General features: G+C 69.7%; 15 protein-coding genes. 4 read left to right on the top strand and 11 right to left on the bottom strand.

Annotation, left to right across the window (positions count from 1 at the left end; all coding sequences use genetic code 11):
* Window positions 1-91: 91 nt before the first annotated feature.
* The 4 genes from metH to BM228_RS12125 all read right to left on the bottom strand — a co-directional run bounded on the left by metH (window position 92) and on the right by BM228_RS12125 (window position 6,319).
* Window positions 92-3,844: a methionine synthase gene (gene metH, locus BM228_RS12110; protein WP_092040438.1), complete on the bottom strand. Its 3,753-nt coding sequence runs from the start codon at window positions 3,842-3,844 to the stop codon at window positions 92-94.
* Between the two features lie 175 nt (window positions 3,845-4,019).
* Window positions 4,020-4,271 carry a hypothetical protein gene (locus tag BM228_RS12115; RefSeq protein WP_092040440.1) on the bottom strand — a complete coding sequence of 84 codons (252 nt, stop codon included), beginning with the start codon at window positions 4,269-4,271 and terminating at the stop codon, window positions 4,020-4,022.
* 39 nt (window positions 4,272-4,310) lie between these two features.
* Entirely contained in the window at window positions 4,311-5,231 is a 921-nt protein-coding gene (gene metF, locus BM228_RS12120; RefSeq protein ID WP_092040443.1) for a methylenetetrahydrofolate reductase [NAD(P)H], read from the bottom strand.
* 77 nt (window positions 5,232-5,308) lie between these two features.
* Window positions 5,309-6,319 carry an ArsR/SmtB family transcription factor gene (locus tag BM228_RS12125; protein WP_092040445.1) on the bottom strand — a complete coding sequence of 337 codons (1,011 nt, stop codon included), beginning with the start codon at window positions 6,317-6,319 and terminating at the stop codon, window positions 5,309-5,311.
* A 124-nt stretch (window positions 6,320-6,443) separates the two neighbouring features.
* Here BM228_RS12125 and BM228_RS12130 point away from each other — a divergent pair, with 124 nt between their 5' ends.
* A complete protein-coding gene (locus BM228_RS12130) occupies window positions 6,444-7,025 on the top strand; it encodes a histidine phosphatase family protein (protein ID WP_092040448.1) in 582 nt (193 codons plus the stop codon).
* Between the two features lie 8 nt (window positions 7,026-7,033).
* Here BM228_RS12130 and BM228_RS12135 read toward each other — a convergent pair whose 3' ends face one another.
* From BM228_RS12135 to BM228_RS12150, 4 genes are all read right to left on the bottom strand, one after another.
* The gene (locus tag BM228_RS12135) at window positions 7,034-7,930 is read right to left on the bottom strand and encodes a bestrophin family protein (RefSeq protein ID WP_092040449.1); all 897 of its coding nucleotides are present in this window, start codon (window positions 7,928-7,930) and stop codon (window positions 7,034-7,036) included.
* A 148-nt stretch (window positions 7,931-8,078) separates the two neighbouring features.
* Window positions 8,079-8,999, bottom strand: coding sequence for an ROK family protein (locus tag BM228_RS12140; protein WP_092040452.1), 921 nt, complete (start codon window positions 8,997-8,999; stop codon window positions 8,079-8,081).
* Entirely contained in the window at window positions 8,999-10,381 is a 1,383-nt protein-coding gene (locus BM228_RS12145; RefSeq protein WP_092040654.1) for a dicarboxylate/amino acid:cation symporter, read from the bottom strand. Before BM228_RS12145 ends, BM228_RS12140 begins: the two co-directional genes overlap by 1 nt.
* A 300-nt stretch (window positions 10,382-10,681) precedes the next feature.
* Window positions 10,682-12,061, bottom strand: a complete 1,380-nt coding sequence (locus BM228_RS12150; protein ID WP_092040454.1) for an RsmB/NOP family class I SAM-dependent RNA methyltransferase — start codon at window positions 12,059-12,061, stop codon at window positions 10,682-10,684.
* A gap of 56 nt (window positions 12,062-12,117) precedes the next feature.
* Between BM228_RS12150 and BM228_RS12155 the strand changes: the two genes are divergently transcribed.
* A complete protein-coding gene (locus BM228_RS12155) occupies window positions 12,118-12,339 on the top strand; it encodes a DUF1674 domain-containing protein (protein WP_092040456.1) in 222 nt (73 codons plus the stop codon).
* A gap of 13 nt (window positions 12,340-12,352) precedes the next feature.
* Here BM228_RS12155 and BM228_RS12160 read toward each other — a convergent pair whose 3' ends face one another.
* Window positions 12,353-13,360 (bottom strand): 2-keto-3-deoxygluconate permease, encoded by a 1,008-nt coding sequence (locus tag BM228_RS12160; RefSeq protein ID WP_092040459.1) that lies wholly within the window; start codon window positions 13,358-13,360, stop codon window positions 12,353-12,355.
* Window positions 13,361-13,570: 210 nt separating this feature from the next.
* On the opposite strand from BM228_RS12160, the gene BM228_RS12165 reads away from it, so the two are divergent.
* Window positions 13,571-13,879: a cupin domain-containing protein gene (locus BM228_RS12165; protein ID WP_091863814.1), complete on the top strand. Its 309-nt coding sequence runs from the start codon at window positions 13,571-13,573 to the stop codon at window positions 13,877-13,879.
* 57 nt (window positions 13,880-13,936) lie between these two features.
* Window positions 13,937-14,305 carry a nucleotidyltransferase domain-containing protein gene (locus BM228_RS12170; protein WP_092040461.1) on the top strand — a complete coding sequence of 123 codons (369 nt, stop codon included), beginning with the start codon at window positions 13,937-13,939 and terminating at the stop codon, window positions 14,303-14,305.
* Between the two features lie 19 nt (window positions 14,306-14,324).
* Here BM228_RS12170 and BM228_RS12175 read toward each other — a convergent pair whose 3' ends face one another.
* Together BM228_RS12175 and bluB are read right to left on the bottom strand one after the other, a co-directional pair.
* Complete coding sequence (locus BM228_RS12175; protein ID WP_092040464.1) at window positions 14,325-14,834, bottom strand: L,D-transpeptidase; 510 nt, start codon at window positions 14,832-14,834, stop codon at window positions 14,325-14,327.
* A gap of 150 nt (window positions 14,835-14,984) precedes the next feature.
* Window positions 14,985-15,638, bottom strand: coding sequence for a 5,6-dimethylbenzimidazole synthase (bluB, locus tag BM228_RS12180; RefSeq protein ID WP_092040466.1), 654 nt, complete (start codon window positions 15,636-15,638; stop codon window positions 14,985-14,987).
* Window positions 15,639-15,776: the final 138 nt, after the last annotated feature.

Here is a 15,776-nt window from a genome sequence, read left to right on the forward strand (position 1 = left end):
CCGGGCTCTCGCCTGCGGCGAGCCCCGGAATGACGACGCGGGTGTTCAGGCGCCGCAAGGCGTCCCTCACAACTGATGCTTGCCGAGCCCCCTACTCCGCGGCTTCGGCCAGATACCGCGTGGGGTCGTAGTTCAGGATCGGCCCGAGCCAGCGCTCGACCTCGCGGATATCCATGCCCTTGCGCAGGGCATAATCCTCGACCTGATCGCGCTCGACCTTGGCGACGCCGAAGTAATGCGCCTGCGGGTGCGCCAGGTAGAGGCCCGAGACCGAGGATCCCGGCCACATGGCGTAGGACTCGGTGAGCTTCACCCCGATCCGGCGCTCGGCCTTCAGGAGGTCGAACAGCTGCGTCTTCTCGGTGTGGTCGGGCTGGGACGGGTAGCCCGGCGCCGGGCGGATGCCGTCATAGGGCTCGCTCGCCAGTTCGGCGGGCGAGTACGTCTCGTCCGGCGCGTAGCCCCAGAACTCCCGGCGGACGCGCTCGTGCATGCGCTCGGCGAAGGCCTCGGCGATCCGGTCGGCGAGCGCCTTCACCAGGATCGCCCGGTAATCGTCGTTCGCCCGCTCGAACCGCTCGGCGATCCGCACCTCTTCCAGGCCGGCCGTGACCACGAAACCGCCGACATAATCGGCGATCCCGGTCTCCTTGGGGGCCACGAAATCCGACAGGCAGGTGTTGGGCCGGCCGTCGCGCTTCGAGAGCTGCTGGCGCAGGCCGTGGAAGGTCGCGAGCCGGTCGCTGCGGCTCTCGCCTTTGTAGAGCACGATGTCGTCGCCGACGCTGTTGGCCGGCCAGAAGCCGATCACGCCCTTCGGGTTGAACCAGCGCTCCGCCACGATCTGCTTGAGCATCTCCTGCGCGTCTTCGTAGAGGGCGCGGGCGGCCGGACCCTGGTCCGGGTCGTCGAGGATCGCCGGGAAGCGGCCCTTGAACTCGTAGGTCTGCAGGAACGGCGTCCAGTCGATATACGGCACGAGGTCGGCGACCTCGTAGGAGCCGAACACCCGGGCATCCGTGAAGGCCGGCTTCTTCGGCGCGTAGCCCGACCAGTCGATCTTGAAGGCGTTGGCCCTGGCCTTCGCCAGGGGCAGGCGCTGCTTGTCGAGCTCCGAGCGGGCATGGGCGGCCGAAACCTTGGCGTACTCGGCACGCACGGTCTCGATGGTCGAGTCGCGGGTGTCCTTGGACAGCAGGCTCGACACGACGCCGACCGCGCGGCTCGCGTCGGTGACGTAGACCGCCTGGCCCTTGGCGTAGGCCGGGTGGATCTTCACCGCCGTGTGGACGCGGCTGGTGGTGGCGCCGCCGATCAGCAGCGGCACGGAAAAGCCTTCGCGCTCCATCTCGCCCGCGACATGGACCATCTCGTCGAGGGATGGGGTGATCAGGCCGGAGAGGCCGACGATGTCGACATTCTCCTTGCGGGCCACGTCGAGGATCTTGGCGGCCGGGACCATCACGCCGAGATCGATGATCTCGTAATTGTTGCAGGCCAGCACGACGCCGACGATGTTCTTGCCGATGTCGTGGACGTCGCCCTTCACGGTGGCCATCAGCACCTTGCCGGCGGCCTGGCGCTTGCCGTCGCCGCCATTGGCGCGCTTCTCCTCCTCCATGTAGGGCTCGAGATAGGCGACCGCCTGCTTCATCACCCGGGCCGACTTCACCACCTGGGGCAGGAACATCTTGCCGGCGCCGAACAGGTCGCCGACCACGTTCATGCCGGCCATCAGCGGGCCCTCGATCACGTGGAGCGGGCGCTCGACGCCCTGCCGTGCCTCCTCGGTATCGGCCAAGATGTACTCGGTGATGCCGTTGACCAGGGCATGCTCGATGCGCTTGGCCACCGGGGCCTCGCGCCAGGTCAGGTCGGCGGTCTTGGCCTGGGCCGAGGCGCCGGTCTTGAAGCGCTCGGCCGATTCCAGCAGCCGCTCGGTGGAATCGTCGCGGCGGTTGAGGACCACGTCCTCGCACAATTCGCGCAGCTCCGCCGGGATCTCGTCGTAGACGGCGAGCTGGCCGGCATTGACGATGCCCATATCCATCCCGGCCTGGATGCAATGGTACAGGAACACCGCGTGCATCGCCTCGCGCACCGGCTCGTTGCCGCGGAACGCGAAGCTGAGGTTCGAGACGCCGCCCGAGATATGGGCGTGCGGCAGGGTCTCGCGGATCGTCCGGGTCGCCTCGATGAAGGCGACGCCGTAGCCGTTATGCTCCTCGATGCCGGTGGCCACCGCGAAGATGTTCGGATCGAAGATGATGTCTTCCGGCGGGTAGCCGACCTGCTCCGTCAGGATCCGGTAGGCCTTGGTGCAGATCTCGACCTTGCGCTCGTAGGTATCCGCCTGGCCCTGCTCGTCGAAGGCCATCACCACCACGGCGGCGCCGTAGGAGCGACAGACGCGGGCCGCCTCGATGAATTTCTCCTCGCCCTCCTTCATGGAGATCGAGTTCACGATCGCCTTGCCCTGGATGCATTTCAGGCCGGCCTCGATCACCTCGAACTTGGAGGAATCGACCATCACCGGCACCCGGGCGATATCCGGCTCGGCGGCCACGAGGTTGAGGAACTCGACCATCGCCTTCTGCGAGTCGAGTAGGCCCTCGTCCATGTTGACGTCGATCACCTGGGCGCCGGCGGCGACCTGATCGCGGGCGACATCCAGGGCGGCGGCGTAGTCGCCGTTGGTGATGAGTTTCCTGAACTTGGCCGACCCGGTGACGTTGGTGCGCTCACCGACGTTCACGAACGGGATTTCCTTGGTGAGCACGAAGGGCTCCAGCCCCGAGAGCCGCATCAGGCGCGGAGTCGCCGGGATCTGCCGGGGCGCCTTCCGGGCGACCGCTTCGCTGATCGCGCGGATATGGTCCGGCGTGGTGCCGCAGCAGCCGCCGACCATGTTGACCAAGCCGGATTCGGCGAATTCGCCGACGAGCTTGCCCATGGCCTCGGGACTTTCGTCGTAGAGTCCGAACTCGTTGGGCAGGCCGGCATTCGGATAGGCGCAGACCAGGGTGTCGCAGATCCGCGACAATTCGGCGATGTGGCCGCGCATCTCGCGAGCGCCGAGCGCGCAGTTGAGGCCGAAGGTCAGCGGGTCCGAGTGGCGCAGCGCGTTCCAGAACGCCGCCGGGGTCTGGCCCGAGAGGGTCCGGCCCGACAGGTCGGTGATCGTGCCGGAGATCTGGATCGGCAGCCGGATCCCGGTCTCCTCGAACACCGCCCAGGCCGCTGCGACCGCCGCCTTGGCGTTGAGCGTGTCGAAGATCGTCTCGATCAGGATCAGCTCGGCGCCGCCGGCGATCAGGCCGCGGACCTGCTCCATATAGGCGGTCTTGACCTGATCGAAGGTCACGGCGCGGTAGCCGGGATTGTTCACGTCCGGCGAGATCGACAGCGTCCGGTTCGTCGGCCCGATGGCGCCGGCCACGAAGCGGCGGCGGCCATCCTGTTTCTCAGCGAGTTGCGCCGCCTCGCGGGCGAGGCGCGCGCCCTCCCGGTTCAGGTCGTGGATGATCGATTCGAGGCCGTAATCGGCCTGCGCGATCGTGGTGCCGGAAAACGTGTTGGTCTCGCAGACGTCGGCGCCGGCCAAAAAGTAATCCAGGTGGATCTGCCGGATCGCGTCAGGCTGGGTCAGGATCAGGAGGTCGTTGTTGCCCTTCTGATCGTTCGGGTGATCCTTGAAGCGGTCGCCCCGGAAATCCGCCTCGGTCAGCCCGAGCCGCTGGATCACGGTGCCCATCGCCCCGTCGAGGACGAGGATCTTCTCCGACGCGCGGGTCCGCAGCGCGGATGCGATCTCGGTGCCGTCGACGGGGGGAAAGTCAGTCATGATCGGTCCCAACAGACCACCTCAAGCCGAGGTGCCGTAGCGAAGCGGAGGCCTCGAAGGAGGCGTCCAGATTTTTTGTCGGTCCCTGGAGCCTTCCTGCGAGGCCGTTGCACGGCACCCAGGATGGGGCGGAGGGTGGAGTTCTCGTTTCGAACCGGCCCGGAATTCGTCCGGGTCAGCCCGCTTTTTCCAAGGTGGCGAGCCGCCCCTCGATCGCGTCGAGACGCTTCCCGACCTTCGCGGCCGCGTAGCGACCGAGCACCGATTCGCCCGTCATGGCTTTACGGAGATCGTCGCATTGGCGCTCCAATCTGTCGAAGCGCGCATCGACCGTATCGAACTGCCGCCAAACATCGGAGAAGCCGGTCTGCAACTCGGTCCGCATCTCCCGAAGAAGCGGAAGAATCAGGTCCTGCGGTTCGGCCATCGTCCTGCCCCCTGCTGCGCCGTGCGGGCGCAGCTGAATCTAGGCCGCCGCCTTTTCCGCTGCCAGCTTCGGCGCCTGCGCGCGCAGGCCCAGCAGGTGGCAGATCGCGTAGACGAGGTCGGAGCGGTTCATCGAGTAGAAGTGGAAGTCCTGGACGCCTTCATCCACCAGGTCGAGCACCTGCTCGGCCGCCACGGCGGCGGCGACGAGTCGGCGGGTCTCCACGTCGTTGTCGAGCCCCTCGAACCGGGCGGCCAGCCAGTAGGGCACCGAGGCGCCGGTGCGGCGGGCGAAATTCGCCGCCTGCTTGAAGTTCTGCACCGTCAGGATGCCCGGGATGATCGGGATCGTGATCCCGGCGGCCCGCACCTTCTCAAGATAGCGCAGGTAGACCTCGTTCTCGAAGAAGAACTGGGTGATCGCCTGATCGGCGCCGGCATCGACCTTGGCCTTCAAGGCGTCGATGTCGGCTTCGAGCGAGGCGGCTTCCGGATGCTTCTCGGGATAGGCCGAGACCGAGACCTTGAAGTCGCCGATGCGCTTGATCCCTTCGACCAGCTCCGCGGTCGTGGCGTAGCCCTCGGGATGCGGCTTGTAGGCGTGGCCGACGCCGTCGGCCGGATCGCCGCGCAGGGCCACGATGTGGCGCACGCCGACATCCCAGTAGGCCTGGACCACCGCGTCGATCTCCGCGCGGCTGGCATCCACGCAGGTGAGGTGCGCGGCTGGCTTGAGGGTGGTCTCGCGGATCATCCGGGCGACGGTGTTGTGGGTGCGCTCCCGGGTCGAGCCGCCGGCCCCGTAGGTCACGGACACGAATTTCGGCTGGAGCGGGGCCAGCCGCTCGATCGAGGACCACAGGATCTTCTCCATCTCGTCGGTCTTCGGCGGGAAGAACTCGATCGAGACACGGATCGGGTGGTAGCCGTCGCGGCTGGCGCGGTGGGTGGAACGGCGCATCGGGTCTCGTCCTCTATGTCGATCGGTTCAGACGATATGGGTGAAGAGGGTTACGTGGAGGTCGCCCGGCCCGGAGGTCAGGCGACGGCGCGCTGGAGCGGTTCCGCCTCGCGACCGACGCCCATGTCCTGGGCGAGCCAGAGCGTTACGGTGAGCTGACCGGCTTCCCGGGGCACCAGATCGCGGGTCGCGACCGTGGCGAGCCCGGCCTCGGCCAGCCAGTGGGAGACTTGGTCGGCGGAGAAGCCGAGCCGGCGGTGGGCCTGGCTGGTCCGCAGGAATTCGAGATCGTGCGGCGCGAAATCAACCACCAGCAGCCGCCCGCCGGGGGCGACGAGGCGCGCGGCACCCCGCAAGGCGCGGGCCGGATCGTCCAGATAGTGGAGCACCTGATGCACCACCACCAGATCGAAGCTCGCCCGTGCGAAGGGCGGCGCGTGGATGTCGCCCTGGCGCAGGTCCACCCGCGACAGGCCCTGCCGCTCCAGGTTGGCCCGGGCGACGGACAGCATGGCGTGGCTCGAATCGAGCCCCGTGGCGCGGGCGGCCCGCGGCGCGAGCAGGCCGAGCATCTTGCCTGTGCCGGTGCCGAGATCGATCAGGCTGCCGAGGGGCCGGTCGCCGAGCGCGTCGAGCACCGCCGCCTCAACGGTGGCCTCGGGGACGTGCAGGGAGCGCAGCTCGTCCCATTTGGGCGCGAGCCGGGCGAAGAAGGTCTGGGCCGCATCGGCCCTCTGGGTGCGCACCGCGTCGAGCCTGGCGCGATCTTCCGAGAGGGGCGGCGCGGTGCGGTCGAGTCCGGACAGGAGCGGGTCGGCGAGGCCGGCCCGGGCCTCTGACAGCCGGAAGAACGCCCAGGCGCCCTCGCGGTGGCGCTCGACGAGGCCCGCCTCGACCAGCAGCTTGAGGTGGCGCGAGATGCGGGGCTGCGACTGGCCGAGGATGTCGGTGAGGTCGGAGACCGACAACTCACCTTCCGTCAGCAGCGCCAGGATGCGCAGGCGCGTCTCCTCGGCCGCTGCGCGCAGAACGCCCAGGGCTTCCGAAAAGGGGATCGATCCCGCCGCGCGACTCTCAGCGATAGACATAAAGATATGTTTATGTCCGTTTCGCTGGCGGCGCAAGGGTGATGTTGCGGCTGCGGCGCGGTGATTTGGCCGCGCGGTGCCGGATCGGCGCGGATGCGTTGAACACAGGCAGCCGGAGGCGTGCATGTCCGAGACCAACCTTCCGCAGATCACCCTGGTCCGCCACGGCGAGACCGCCTGGAGCCTGTCCGGCCAGCATACCGGCCGCAGCGACATCCCGTTGACGCCGGCCGGCGAGGCAGCGGCCCGCGCCCTGGCGCCGCGTCTGGCGAAGAAAAGCTATGCGGCGGTCTGGTCGAGCCCGTCGAGCCGGGCGGCCACCACCTGTTCCCTCGCTGGCTTCGGTGCGGACCGCGTGATCGAGCCGGATTTGGCCGAATGGGATTACGGCGCCTACGAAGGCCGAACCACACGAGACATCCTGGCCGAGCGCCCGGGCTGGCGCCTGTTCCGCGACGGCTGCCCCGGCGGCGAGGATGCTGTCGATGTCGGCGCCCGGGCGGATCGGGTGATCGCGCGGATCCGTGCCCTGGATGCGGACGTGCTGGTCTTCTCAAGCGCGCATTGTCTGCGCGTGCTCGCGGCCCGCTGGATCGGCCTGCCGCCGGAGGGCGGCGCGCTGCTGGTGCTCGGCACCGCGAGCGTCAGCGTACTCGGCTATGAGCACGACCGGAGCGAGCCGGTGCTGCGCGGCTGGAACGGCTGAGCCCTGCCCTACCGCAGCCAGTACCCGTCCGGCGTCAGCGGAGCCGGCATCGGCTCGCCGAGCGCGTGGTGGACGATGCGGTCGACGGCGCGGACCATCGCGTCGAGCGGCAGGTCGTTCGGCTCTGTGCCGAACGGCTCCTCCAGCTCGTCGCCCAGGGCATCGAGGCCGAAGAAGGTGTAGCCGACGAGCGCCACCACGACGGGAGTCGCCCAGCCGAGCGAGCCCGTGAGTCCCACTGGCAGGAGCAGGCAGTAGAGCCAGGCGGTGCGGTAAACGAGCAAGGTGTAGGCGAAGGGCAGTGGCGTGTTGGCGATCCGCTCGCAGGCGGTGTGCACGCCCGACAGCGCCTCGATCCGCGCCTCCAAGAGGCCGAACTGGATATCGGTGAGGCGCCCGGCCTGCATCAGCCCGGCGAGATCGCGGGTCAGGGCGGCCAGGACCGAGTCGGTGGGGTTCGGACCGCAGAGGCTTGCCCCGGGCGCCTTGCCGTCCACCGCCAGGGCCTCGTCGAGGCCGCGCAGGCGCGCGTGCAGGCCGTGCGCGAAGGCCGAGAGACGGCGCAGCTGCGGCGCCGCCTCGGCGGGCGGCAGCAGGGCCGGCAACAGGCGGGCGAGGTTGCGCACCTCGCCGATCAGGCTGCCCCAGGCCTTTCGGGCCTCCCACCAGCGCTCGTAGCAGGCGTTATTGCGAAAACTCAGGAAGATCGACAGGGCGAGGCCGACCAGCGTGAACGGCGCAACCCCGGCGGTCACCGGGAAGAAGGCCGGCCAGCGCGCCTCCGCCCAGACCACCAGGCAGGCGACCGCGACGATCCCGACAAGTTTTGGGGCCACCCGCGGCAGGATCGAGCCCTGCATCGTGAACAGCAGGGTGAACAGGTTGGGCCGGGTGCGGACGATCATCGGAGCTTCGCGGCGGGGGCGCGGCTCTCCTGCCCTGCCCGTCCGGCCCCGGCAAGGGGCCTGCCGAACCGCCTGCCAGAATCGGTTCCGGACCTTGGCTCAACGTGCTCGCTGACGCCCAACCGATCGCCGCCTCGGCGGCGCGCGTTCAATCCGCGTCCCAGAGCCAGGCCGCGCCGCGCACGCCCGAGGCGTCGCCGTGCAGGCTCGCCCGCACCGGCGTGTCGAAGGCGTCGGAGAAGACGTGAGGCGCGATCGCGCCCGGCAGGCCGGCGATCAGCTCCGGGATCCGCGACAGGCCGCCGCCGATCACGATCACGTCCGGATCGAGCAGGTTGACCACCTGGGCTGCGGCGCGGCCGAGCCGGTCGAGATGGATCGCAAGCGTGTCGCGCGCCTGCGCGTCGCCGTCGCGCGCCGCCGCGACGATGGCCTCGGCGGTGAAGCTCCCGCCGTGTCGCCGGACGTGGTCGGCGGCCAGACCGGGGCCGGACAGCCAGGTCTCGATGCAGCCCCGGCGACCGCAATAGCAATCCGGTCCGGGCTGCTCGTCGGCCCGGGGCGCGGCCAGGGGGCCGTGGCCCCATTCGCCGGCGATGCCGTTGCGGCCGGTGAGCACGCGGCCGTCGATGGCGATGCCGGATCCGACCCCGGTGCCGAGGATCACCGCCCAGACCACCCGGGCGCCGGCACCGGCACCGTCCACCGCCTCGGAGACCGCCAGGCAATTGGCGTCGTTCTCGATCCGCACCGGCCGGTCAAGGCGCCGCGCCAGGTCGGCCCCGAACGGATGGCCGTTGAGCCAGTATGAGTTGGCGTTGCGCACGAGGCCGGTCGCCGGCGACAGGCTGCCCGGCATGCCGATACCGACGCTGCACGGTGCGCCGGCCTCCGCCTCCAGCCGGGCCACCAGCGCGGCCAGGGCCTCGAGCGTGGCACCGTAATCGCCCCGCGGCGCCGGCATCCGGGCCTCGGCCAGGGTCGCGCCGTTCGAGTCGAGCACGATCCCGGCGATCTTGGTGCCGCCGAGATCGATGCCGAGGCGCGCCCGTGCTGTGGGCGCGGCCATCACTCCGCTGCGGCGACCTTGGTGACCTTGCTGTCGGTCCCCATCGGCTGCGGCGCGTGGTCGGAGATGTCGGTGCCGATCGCGACCGGATGGGCCATGACCTCGTTGAGCTTGGCCATGTCGAGCTCGCCTTCCCAGCGGCTGACCACCACGCAGGCGACGCCGTTGCCCACGAGGTTGGTGAGCGCACGGCACTCGGACATGAACTTGTCGATGCCGAGGACCAGGGTCATGGCGGCGACCGGGACCGGGCTGTTCGGGATCGCCGAGAGCGTGGCCGCCAGGGTGATGAAACCGGCGCCCGTGACGCCCGAGGCGCCCTTCGAAGTCAGCATCGCCACCAGGATGATCGTCGCGTATTGCGCGAAGGTCAGGTCCGCCCCCACCGCCTGCGCCAGGAACAGCGTGGCCAGCGTCATGTAGATGTTGGTGCCGTCGAGGTTGAACGAGTAGCCGGTCGGAACCACGAGGCCGACCACCGAATCGGAGGCGCCGAGCCGGCGCATCTTGGTCATCAGCTGCGGCAGCACCGTCTCGGACGACGACGTGCCGACCACGATCAGCAGCTCGTCCTTGATGTAGGCGAGGAAGCGCAGGATCGAGAAGCCCGCGACCTTGGCGATGCTGCCCAGGACCACCAGCACGAACACGATCGCGGTGACGTAGAAGGTGCCGACCAGCCAGGCGAGGTCATAGACCTTCTGGATGCCGTACTCGCCGATCGTGAACGCCATCGCGCCGAAGGCGCCGACCGGGGCGAGCTTCACCACGATGCCGATGATCTTGAAGAAGATCTGCCCGGCGGTGTCGATCGCGCTGTTCACCGCGGCGGCGCGCTCGCCGAGGCTCGTCACCACGACGCCGGTGAGGATCGAGATCAGCAGCACCTGCAGCAGGTCGCCGGTGGCGAAGGGATCGAAGAAGCTCTTCGGGATGATCGCCAGGATGTGGGCGACGGTGGAATCGGCCGCCGCCTTGTTGGCGTAGGTCGCGACCTTGCTGGCGTCGAGCTTCGACGGGTCGGCGTTGAAGCCGGCGCCGGGCCGGATCACCTCGCCGACCAGCACGCCGATCAGCAGCGCCAGGGTGGAGACCACCTCGAAATAGACTAGCGCCTTCACGCCGACGCGGCCGACCTTCTTCAGGTCGCCGACCGAGGCGATGCCGTGCACGATGGTGCAGAAGATGATCGGCGCGATCATCATCTTGATCAGGCCGATGAAGGCGTCGCCGAGCCACTTCATCGCCTTGCCGGTGGCCGGGTCGTACCAGCCGAGCAGCACCCCCAAGACGATGGCGATCAGGACCTGGATGTAGAGGACCTTGTACCAGGGCTCACGGGGAGCGCCGGGCGCAGTCGTCGCGTGGGTTGCGTGTGCCATATCCATCCCGTGCACGGTTGCCGTGCATCCTCCCAATCTGCCGGCACGCTAGCGACAATCGTCCCCCGCCTCAACGCCGGCCCGGTCGTCCTCCGCGAACCAAGTGTGACAAAAACCGGTCGATCCCCGGCCGAAAGACTTTTTGTGCACGATATTCGACCGGGTCCTGTTCAATGCAGGTCGACTGGATCGAATCAAGATTTTGCGGGCCATCTCTGGATGTGACCCTCGTCTCCACCCGCCGTAAGGCGCGGGGCGGATGGCCCAAAAACCAGACGGCGAGGGACACGGGACCCCTCGTCACCCCACCCGTTCGAGCCGGCTGGCGAAAAACCCGTCCAGGCCGCCGCGGGCGCCCGGGATCTCGGGAAGGTGGCACGGCAGGGTGCGCAGGTCGCCGTTGGCATCGATCATCTCGGCGGCGCCGCCGACCTCCTCGGGCTGGACCGGCACGCGCCGGTAGCGCGCGTCGCGGGCTAGGAAGGCCGCGATCTGTGCCTCGCCCTCCTCCGGCTCCAGCGAGCAGGTGCAGTAGACCAGCCGGCCGCCGAGGCGGACCAGCCCGGCCGCGTGGTCGAGGAGCTTTGTCTGGAGCATCGCCAGGCGGGCGATGTCGGCCTCCGACTTGGTCCAGGCCACGTCCGGATGGCGCCGAATCGTGCCGGTGGCCGAGCAGGGCGCGTCGAGCAGCACCGCGTCGTGATCCTGCGCCTCCAGGGCCAGGGCGTCGGCCACCGCGATGGTGACGTCGAGGCCGAGCCGGGCGACGTTCTCGCGCAGGCGCTCCAGCCGCGGCGCCGAGCGGTCGACGGCCGTGACATGGGCGCCGGTGGCGGCGAGCTGCATGGTCTTGCCGCCGGGGGCGGCGCAGAGGTCGAGGACCCGGGCGCCGGCCTGCGGGGCGAGTAGGCGAGCGGGGATCGCCGCGGCGGCATCCTGCACCCACCAGGCGCCCTCCTGGAAGCCCGGCAGGTCGGGGATCGCCGGGCCGTTCTCCGGCAGCCGCAGGGAGCCGGTCGGCAGTGGCACGGCGCCGAGGGGCTCGACCCAGGCGGCCGCGTCCCCGCGCGGGGTCAGGTCGATCGCCGCGCCGGCCAGATGCGCCCGGGCGATGGCCGCCGCCCGCTCCGGCCCGTAGGCGGCGACCCAGCGGCGAGCGAGCCAGTCCGGCGTGTTGACCGTCAGCGCATCGGCGGATTCGGCCAGGATCGCGTCGCGCTCCCGGGCGACCCGGCGCAGCACTGCGTTGACCAGGCCGGCGAGATGGGTCGTCCGGTTGTCCGCCTTGGCGAGGCGCACCGCGCAATCGACCGCAGCATGGTCCGGGACCGCGAGGTCGAGGATCTGGGCGGTGGCGGTGGCGAGCAGTGCCGTGAGCCGCGGCTTCTCCACCGGCAGGCCGCGCTCCAGCCGGGTCGCCAGGGCGGCCCGGATCAGGCCGTAGCGGCGGAACGTCGCCACCGCGATGGCCCGGGCCAAGGCCGCGTCGCCCGGGCTCAGAGTCTCCGCCCCGAGCGCCGAGGCCAGCGTCTCCTCCAGCGCCGCAGGCCGCGCCTGGCCGATAATCTCGGCCACCGCCTGCTGGGCGGCGCGCCGGGCGCCGAGGCCCGCGCTGTCGGGGGCGGTCGCTGCCGTCGATGTCTCGCCCCGCGTGTTGCGGCCTGTGTCCCGCGATGCCACTTTGACTCCTGAACCCATTGATCTCAGGCCCACGCCCTCACACCCGAGCGACCGCGATGCAAGACCCGAACGGACATGACGTGACCGAAGACGGGGCCGCCCCGCGCAAGCTCAGCCCCGCGGCGGAGCGCGCGCTCGCCGAGGCAGCCGAGCGTCGCGCCGCCATCGACGCTCGCGCGGCCGAGATCCGTGCCACCCCGGAGCGCCTGGGGCGCGGCGGCCTCGAGCCCGTGCGCTACGACGATTGGGAAGTGAAGGGGCTCGCGGTCGACTTCTGAGGCACGCAGGCCCCTATTCGGCGGCGACACCGCCGTAGACCACCGGCTGCTCCGGCCGGGCCTCCGCGGCGCCCGCGCCGAACCGCCGGTACCAGAGCCCCGTGAGGATCGGCACGAGGATCGAGGTGACGATGATGCAGATCGTCACCAGGACGGTGGCCGTCTGCGCCGCCGGGGCGAAGTGCGGCGCGACGGCCGCGATCGCCAGTGGGTTGGCGGCGGCTGCGCCGGCGGTGGATGAGGCGGCGAGCCCCGCCGTCCCGGTCCCGCCCCCGATGACCTTGTCGGCCAGGATCAGCGGGATGCCCGTGAGCACGATCACCGACAGCGCCAGCACGATCCCGAGCCCCGCCAGCGGCGACAGCAGGTTGTTGAGATCGACCGTATTGCCGAGCGCGAAGGCGAAGAACGGGATCATCAGCTGGCCGCCCGGCGCGAACAGGGCGCGCAGCTTCGGATCGAGGTTGCCCAGGGCGAAGCCGACGAGAAACGGCAGCACCGCGCCGAGGAAGACCTGCGGCTCGAAATGCGCTGCCCCGGAGGCGCCGAGGATGATCATGCTCATCAACGGGCCGGATTCGATCGACGTCAGGATGAAGGCGCCGGCCTCCTCGCGGCTGCCGTAGGTCTGCATCAGCGAGGCGTAGAGGCCGCCATTGGTCATATCCATCGCGCAGACGATCGCGAGGATCGACAGGCCCGCGAAGAAGCCGGTCTGGATGCCCTCGGGCGGGATGAACAGAGACGCGACCAGCACGATCGCCCAGGCCGATAGCAGCTTGGTCGCCACCAGGGTGCCGGACTTGCGCAGGACCGTGCCGGTCGCCTTCAGGCTGACCGACGCACCCATGCAGAAGAACCAGACCGCCAGGATCGGGATCACGCCGGTCATGATGCCCTGCGTGAAACCCTTGAAGTAGGCCGGCGCCCCGGGCGCGAAGGTCTTGCACAGGGCTCCGAGCAGGAGCGGGACCAGCATCAGGCCGCCGGGAATCCTGTCGATCGCCGCCTTGATCTGCATGGCGCGCTCCTCCAGTTCGTTCGCCGACGCGCCGGACCTGGACGGATCTGCGGGCGTCGCGCCGACCCACGCCTCTGTCGGGCGCCTTGCTGGACCGGTGCATGATCCTGTTGCCGCACGGCCGGAGGCGTCAAGACGAGGCCGCGACACCGGGCGCGGAACGTCGCGAGCCGGGCCCCGTTGGGCTGGTTCACCAACAGGAGGCTTAAGATGGCGACGAAGGTATCGGCCCACGGCGCGGCCGCCGGACCGCACGGCGAGATCGCGCTCGCCCGCGGCGAGCGGCTCGGGATGCGGATGTGGCGGGCCGAGGAGCCGAACGCCGACAAGCCGATGACGTCCTCGCCCCACGAGACCGTAGGCTACGTGATCAGCGGCCGGGCCGAGCTGGTGGTCGGCGGCGAGACCGTGGCGCTCGCGGCGGGCGATTCCTACTGCGTGCCGGCCGGCGCGGAGCACACCTACCGGATCCTGGAGACCTTTACCGCCGTCGAGGCGACCGCGCCGCCGGCCAAGTAGGGGGCGCTTCGGTCGGGTCTCCGTGCGCGTTGCGGCTCCGTGCTGTATACGCGCATCATGAGCCATGCGCTTGCCCCGGACAGGCTGTCGCCGCCGCTCGCCGCGGCTGTCGAACGTCTGTGCGCCATCGCGCCTGTCGAGCGGGTGATCCTGTTCGGCAGCCGCGCCCGGGGTGACCACGACGACGACAGCGACTGGGACCTGTGCGTTCTGCTGGACGACAACATCCCGCCGGGCCGCTACACGCCGGTCTCCCTGTGGCAGGCCGTGCGCGATCTCGGCGCGACGATCCAAGTGGTCCCGATGCGCAGGAGCGTGTTCGAGACCAGCCGCAACGACATCAATACGCTGGCGCATGACGTCGCTGCGGATGGGATCGTTCTCTACGACAAGGTGGCGGCGCGTCAGGTTACCCAGGCTTCCTGATCACGCCCCCGCACTATCCTCACCGCGTCATGTAGACCTGCGCGCCGACATCGACCCGGGCGTAGAGATCGACCACGTCCTGGTTGTACATCCGGATGCAGCCATAGGAGGCGTAGGTGCCGACCGAGTTCGGGCGGTTGGTGCCGTGGATCGCGTATTCGCCGCCGGCCAGCGTCATGGCGGCGGCGCCCATCGGGTTGCTCGGCGAGCCGCCGGCGATGAGGTTCGGCAGCCGGGGGTTGTCGCGCTTGACCTCGGCCGGCGGCGACCAGGCCGGGGCGACGTACTTGCCGTCGATGGAGGCTGTGCCGAACCATTGCTTGCCGGGCCGGCCCACCGCGACGGGGTAGCGGATGGCCGTGCCGTCGCCGTTCACCAGGTAGAGCTTGCGCTGGGACACGCTGATCACCACCGAGCCCGGCGCGACGCCGTTCTGGAACGGCACCACCTCCCGCGCCTGGGCTGCCCCCAAGCAACCCGCCAGCATCGCGCCGGCCACCCCGAATAAAGCCGCCACCCGACCCGACATCTCTATGGTCCTCGACAAGCGTGAGCGTATGCGGGCCAGTAATCCACGGCCGCGCTTGTCGTTCCAGGAAAAGCTATGGTTGACGGGGCGCTGATCCCGGGAAGTCTTGGGGAGGGTAAAGGAGTAGCGTAAATCCGGCGCCCCAACCGATCAGCGCTCGTACAACTCGGTCCCACGCGGATCCTCCGCCTGCCAACCGTGGCGCTCCAGCTCCGGGTCGAGATGCTCCTCCACCGGATGGCCGACGCAGAGATAGGCGACGAGCCGCCAGGTCTCCGGCACGGCCAGGATTCCGGTGACGCGGGCGGGCTCCAGGATCGAGACCCAGCCGACGCCGAGCCCCCGCGCGCGAGCCGCGAGCCAGAAGCACTGCACCGCCCCGACCACCGAATAGGCCAGGGTCTCCGGCATGCTGGCCCGGCCGAGGCCGAGGCCGGCTTCGGTGGCATCGTCGCAGAAGACGGCCAGATGCTCCGGCGCCTCGTTCAGCCCGGCGAGCTTGAGCGCCTGGTAGCGCGCGGCCCGCGCCGCATCGTAGCCCTCCGCGGCGGCCGCGTTGCAGCGGGAGAAGCTGTTCGCGATGGCGGCGCGCCGGGCGGGGTCGGAGACCCGGACGAATCGCCAGGGGCGGCTATTGCCCACCGAGGGTGCCCGGTGGGCCGCCGCCAGGCAGGCGCGCAGATGATTCGGATCGACCGCGTCCGGCCGGAAGCGGCGCACGTCGCGGCGCCACGCGAACAGCGTGTCGAGAGTCTGGATGAAGGCGTCGTCGAAGGCGGGCGGACCCATGATGCGCCTCGCCATACCCGCATCCCACAGTCAACGGGAGACAAAAAAGGCCGCCCGGAGGGGGCGGCCTGAAGTCCTTGGGTCTCGAAACCTCGGAGTGCCGAATTCTGGGATCCCGACCGGTGACCGAAGGCTGGGGAGCTGGGTTACGGT

Source organism: Methylobacterium pseudosasicola (assembly GCF_900114535.1).
Taxonomy (GTDB): domain Bacteria; phylum Pseudomonadota; class Alphaproteobacteria; order Rhizobiales; family Beijerinckiaceae; genus Methylobacterium; species Methylobacterium pseudosasicola.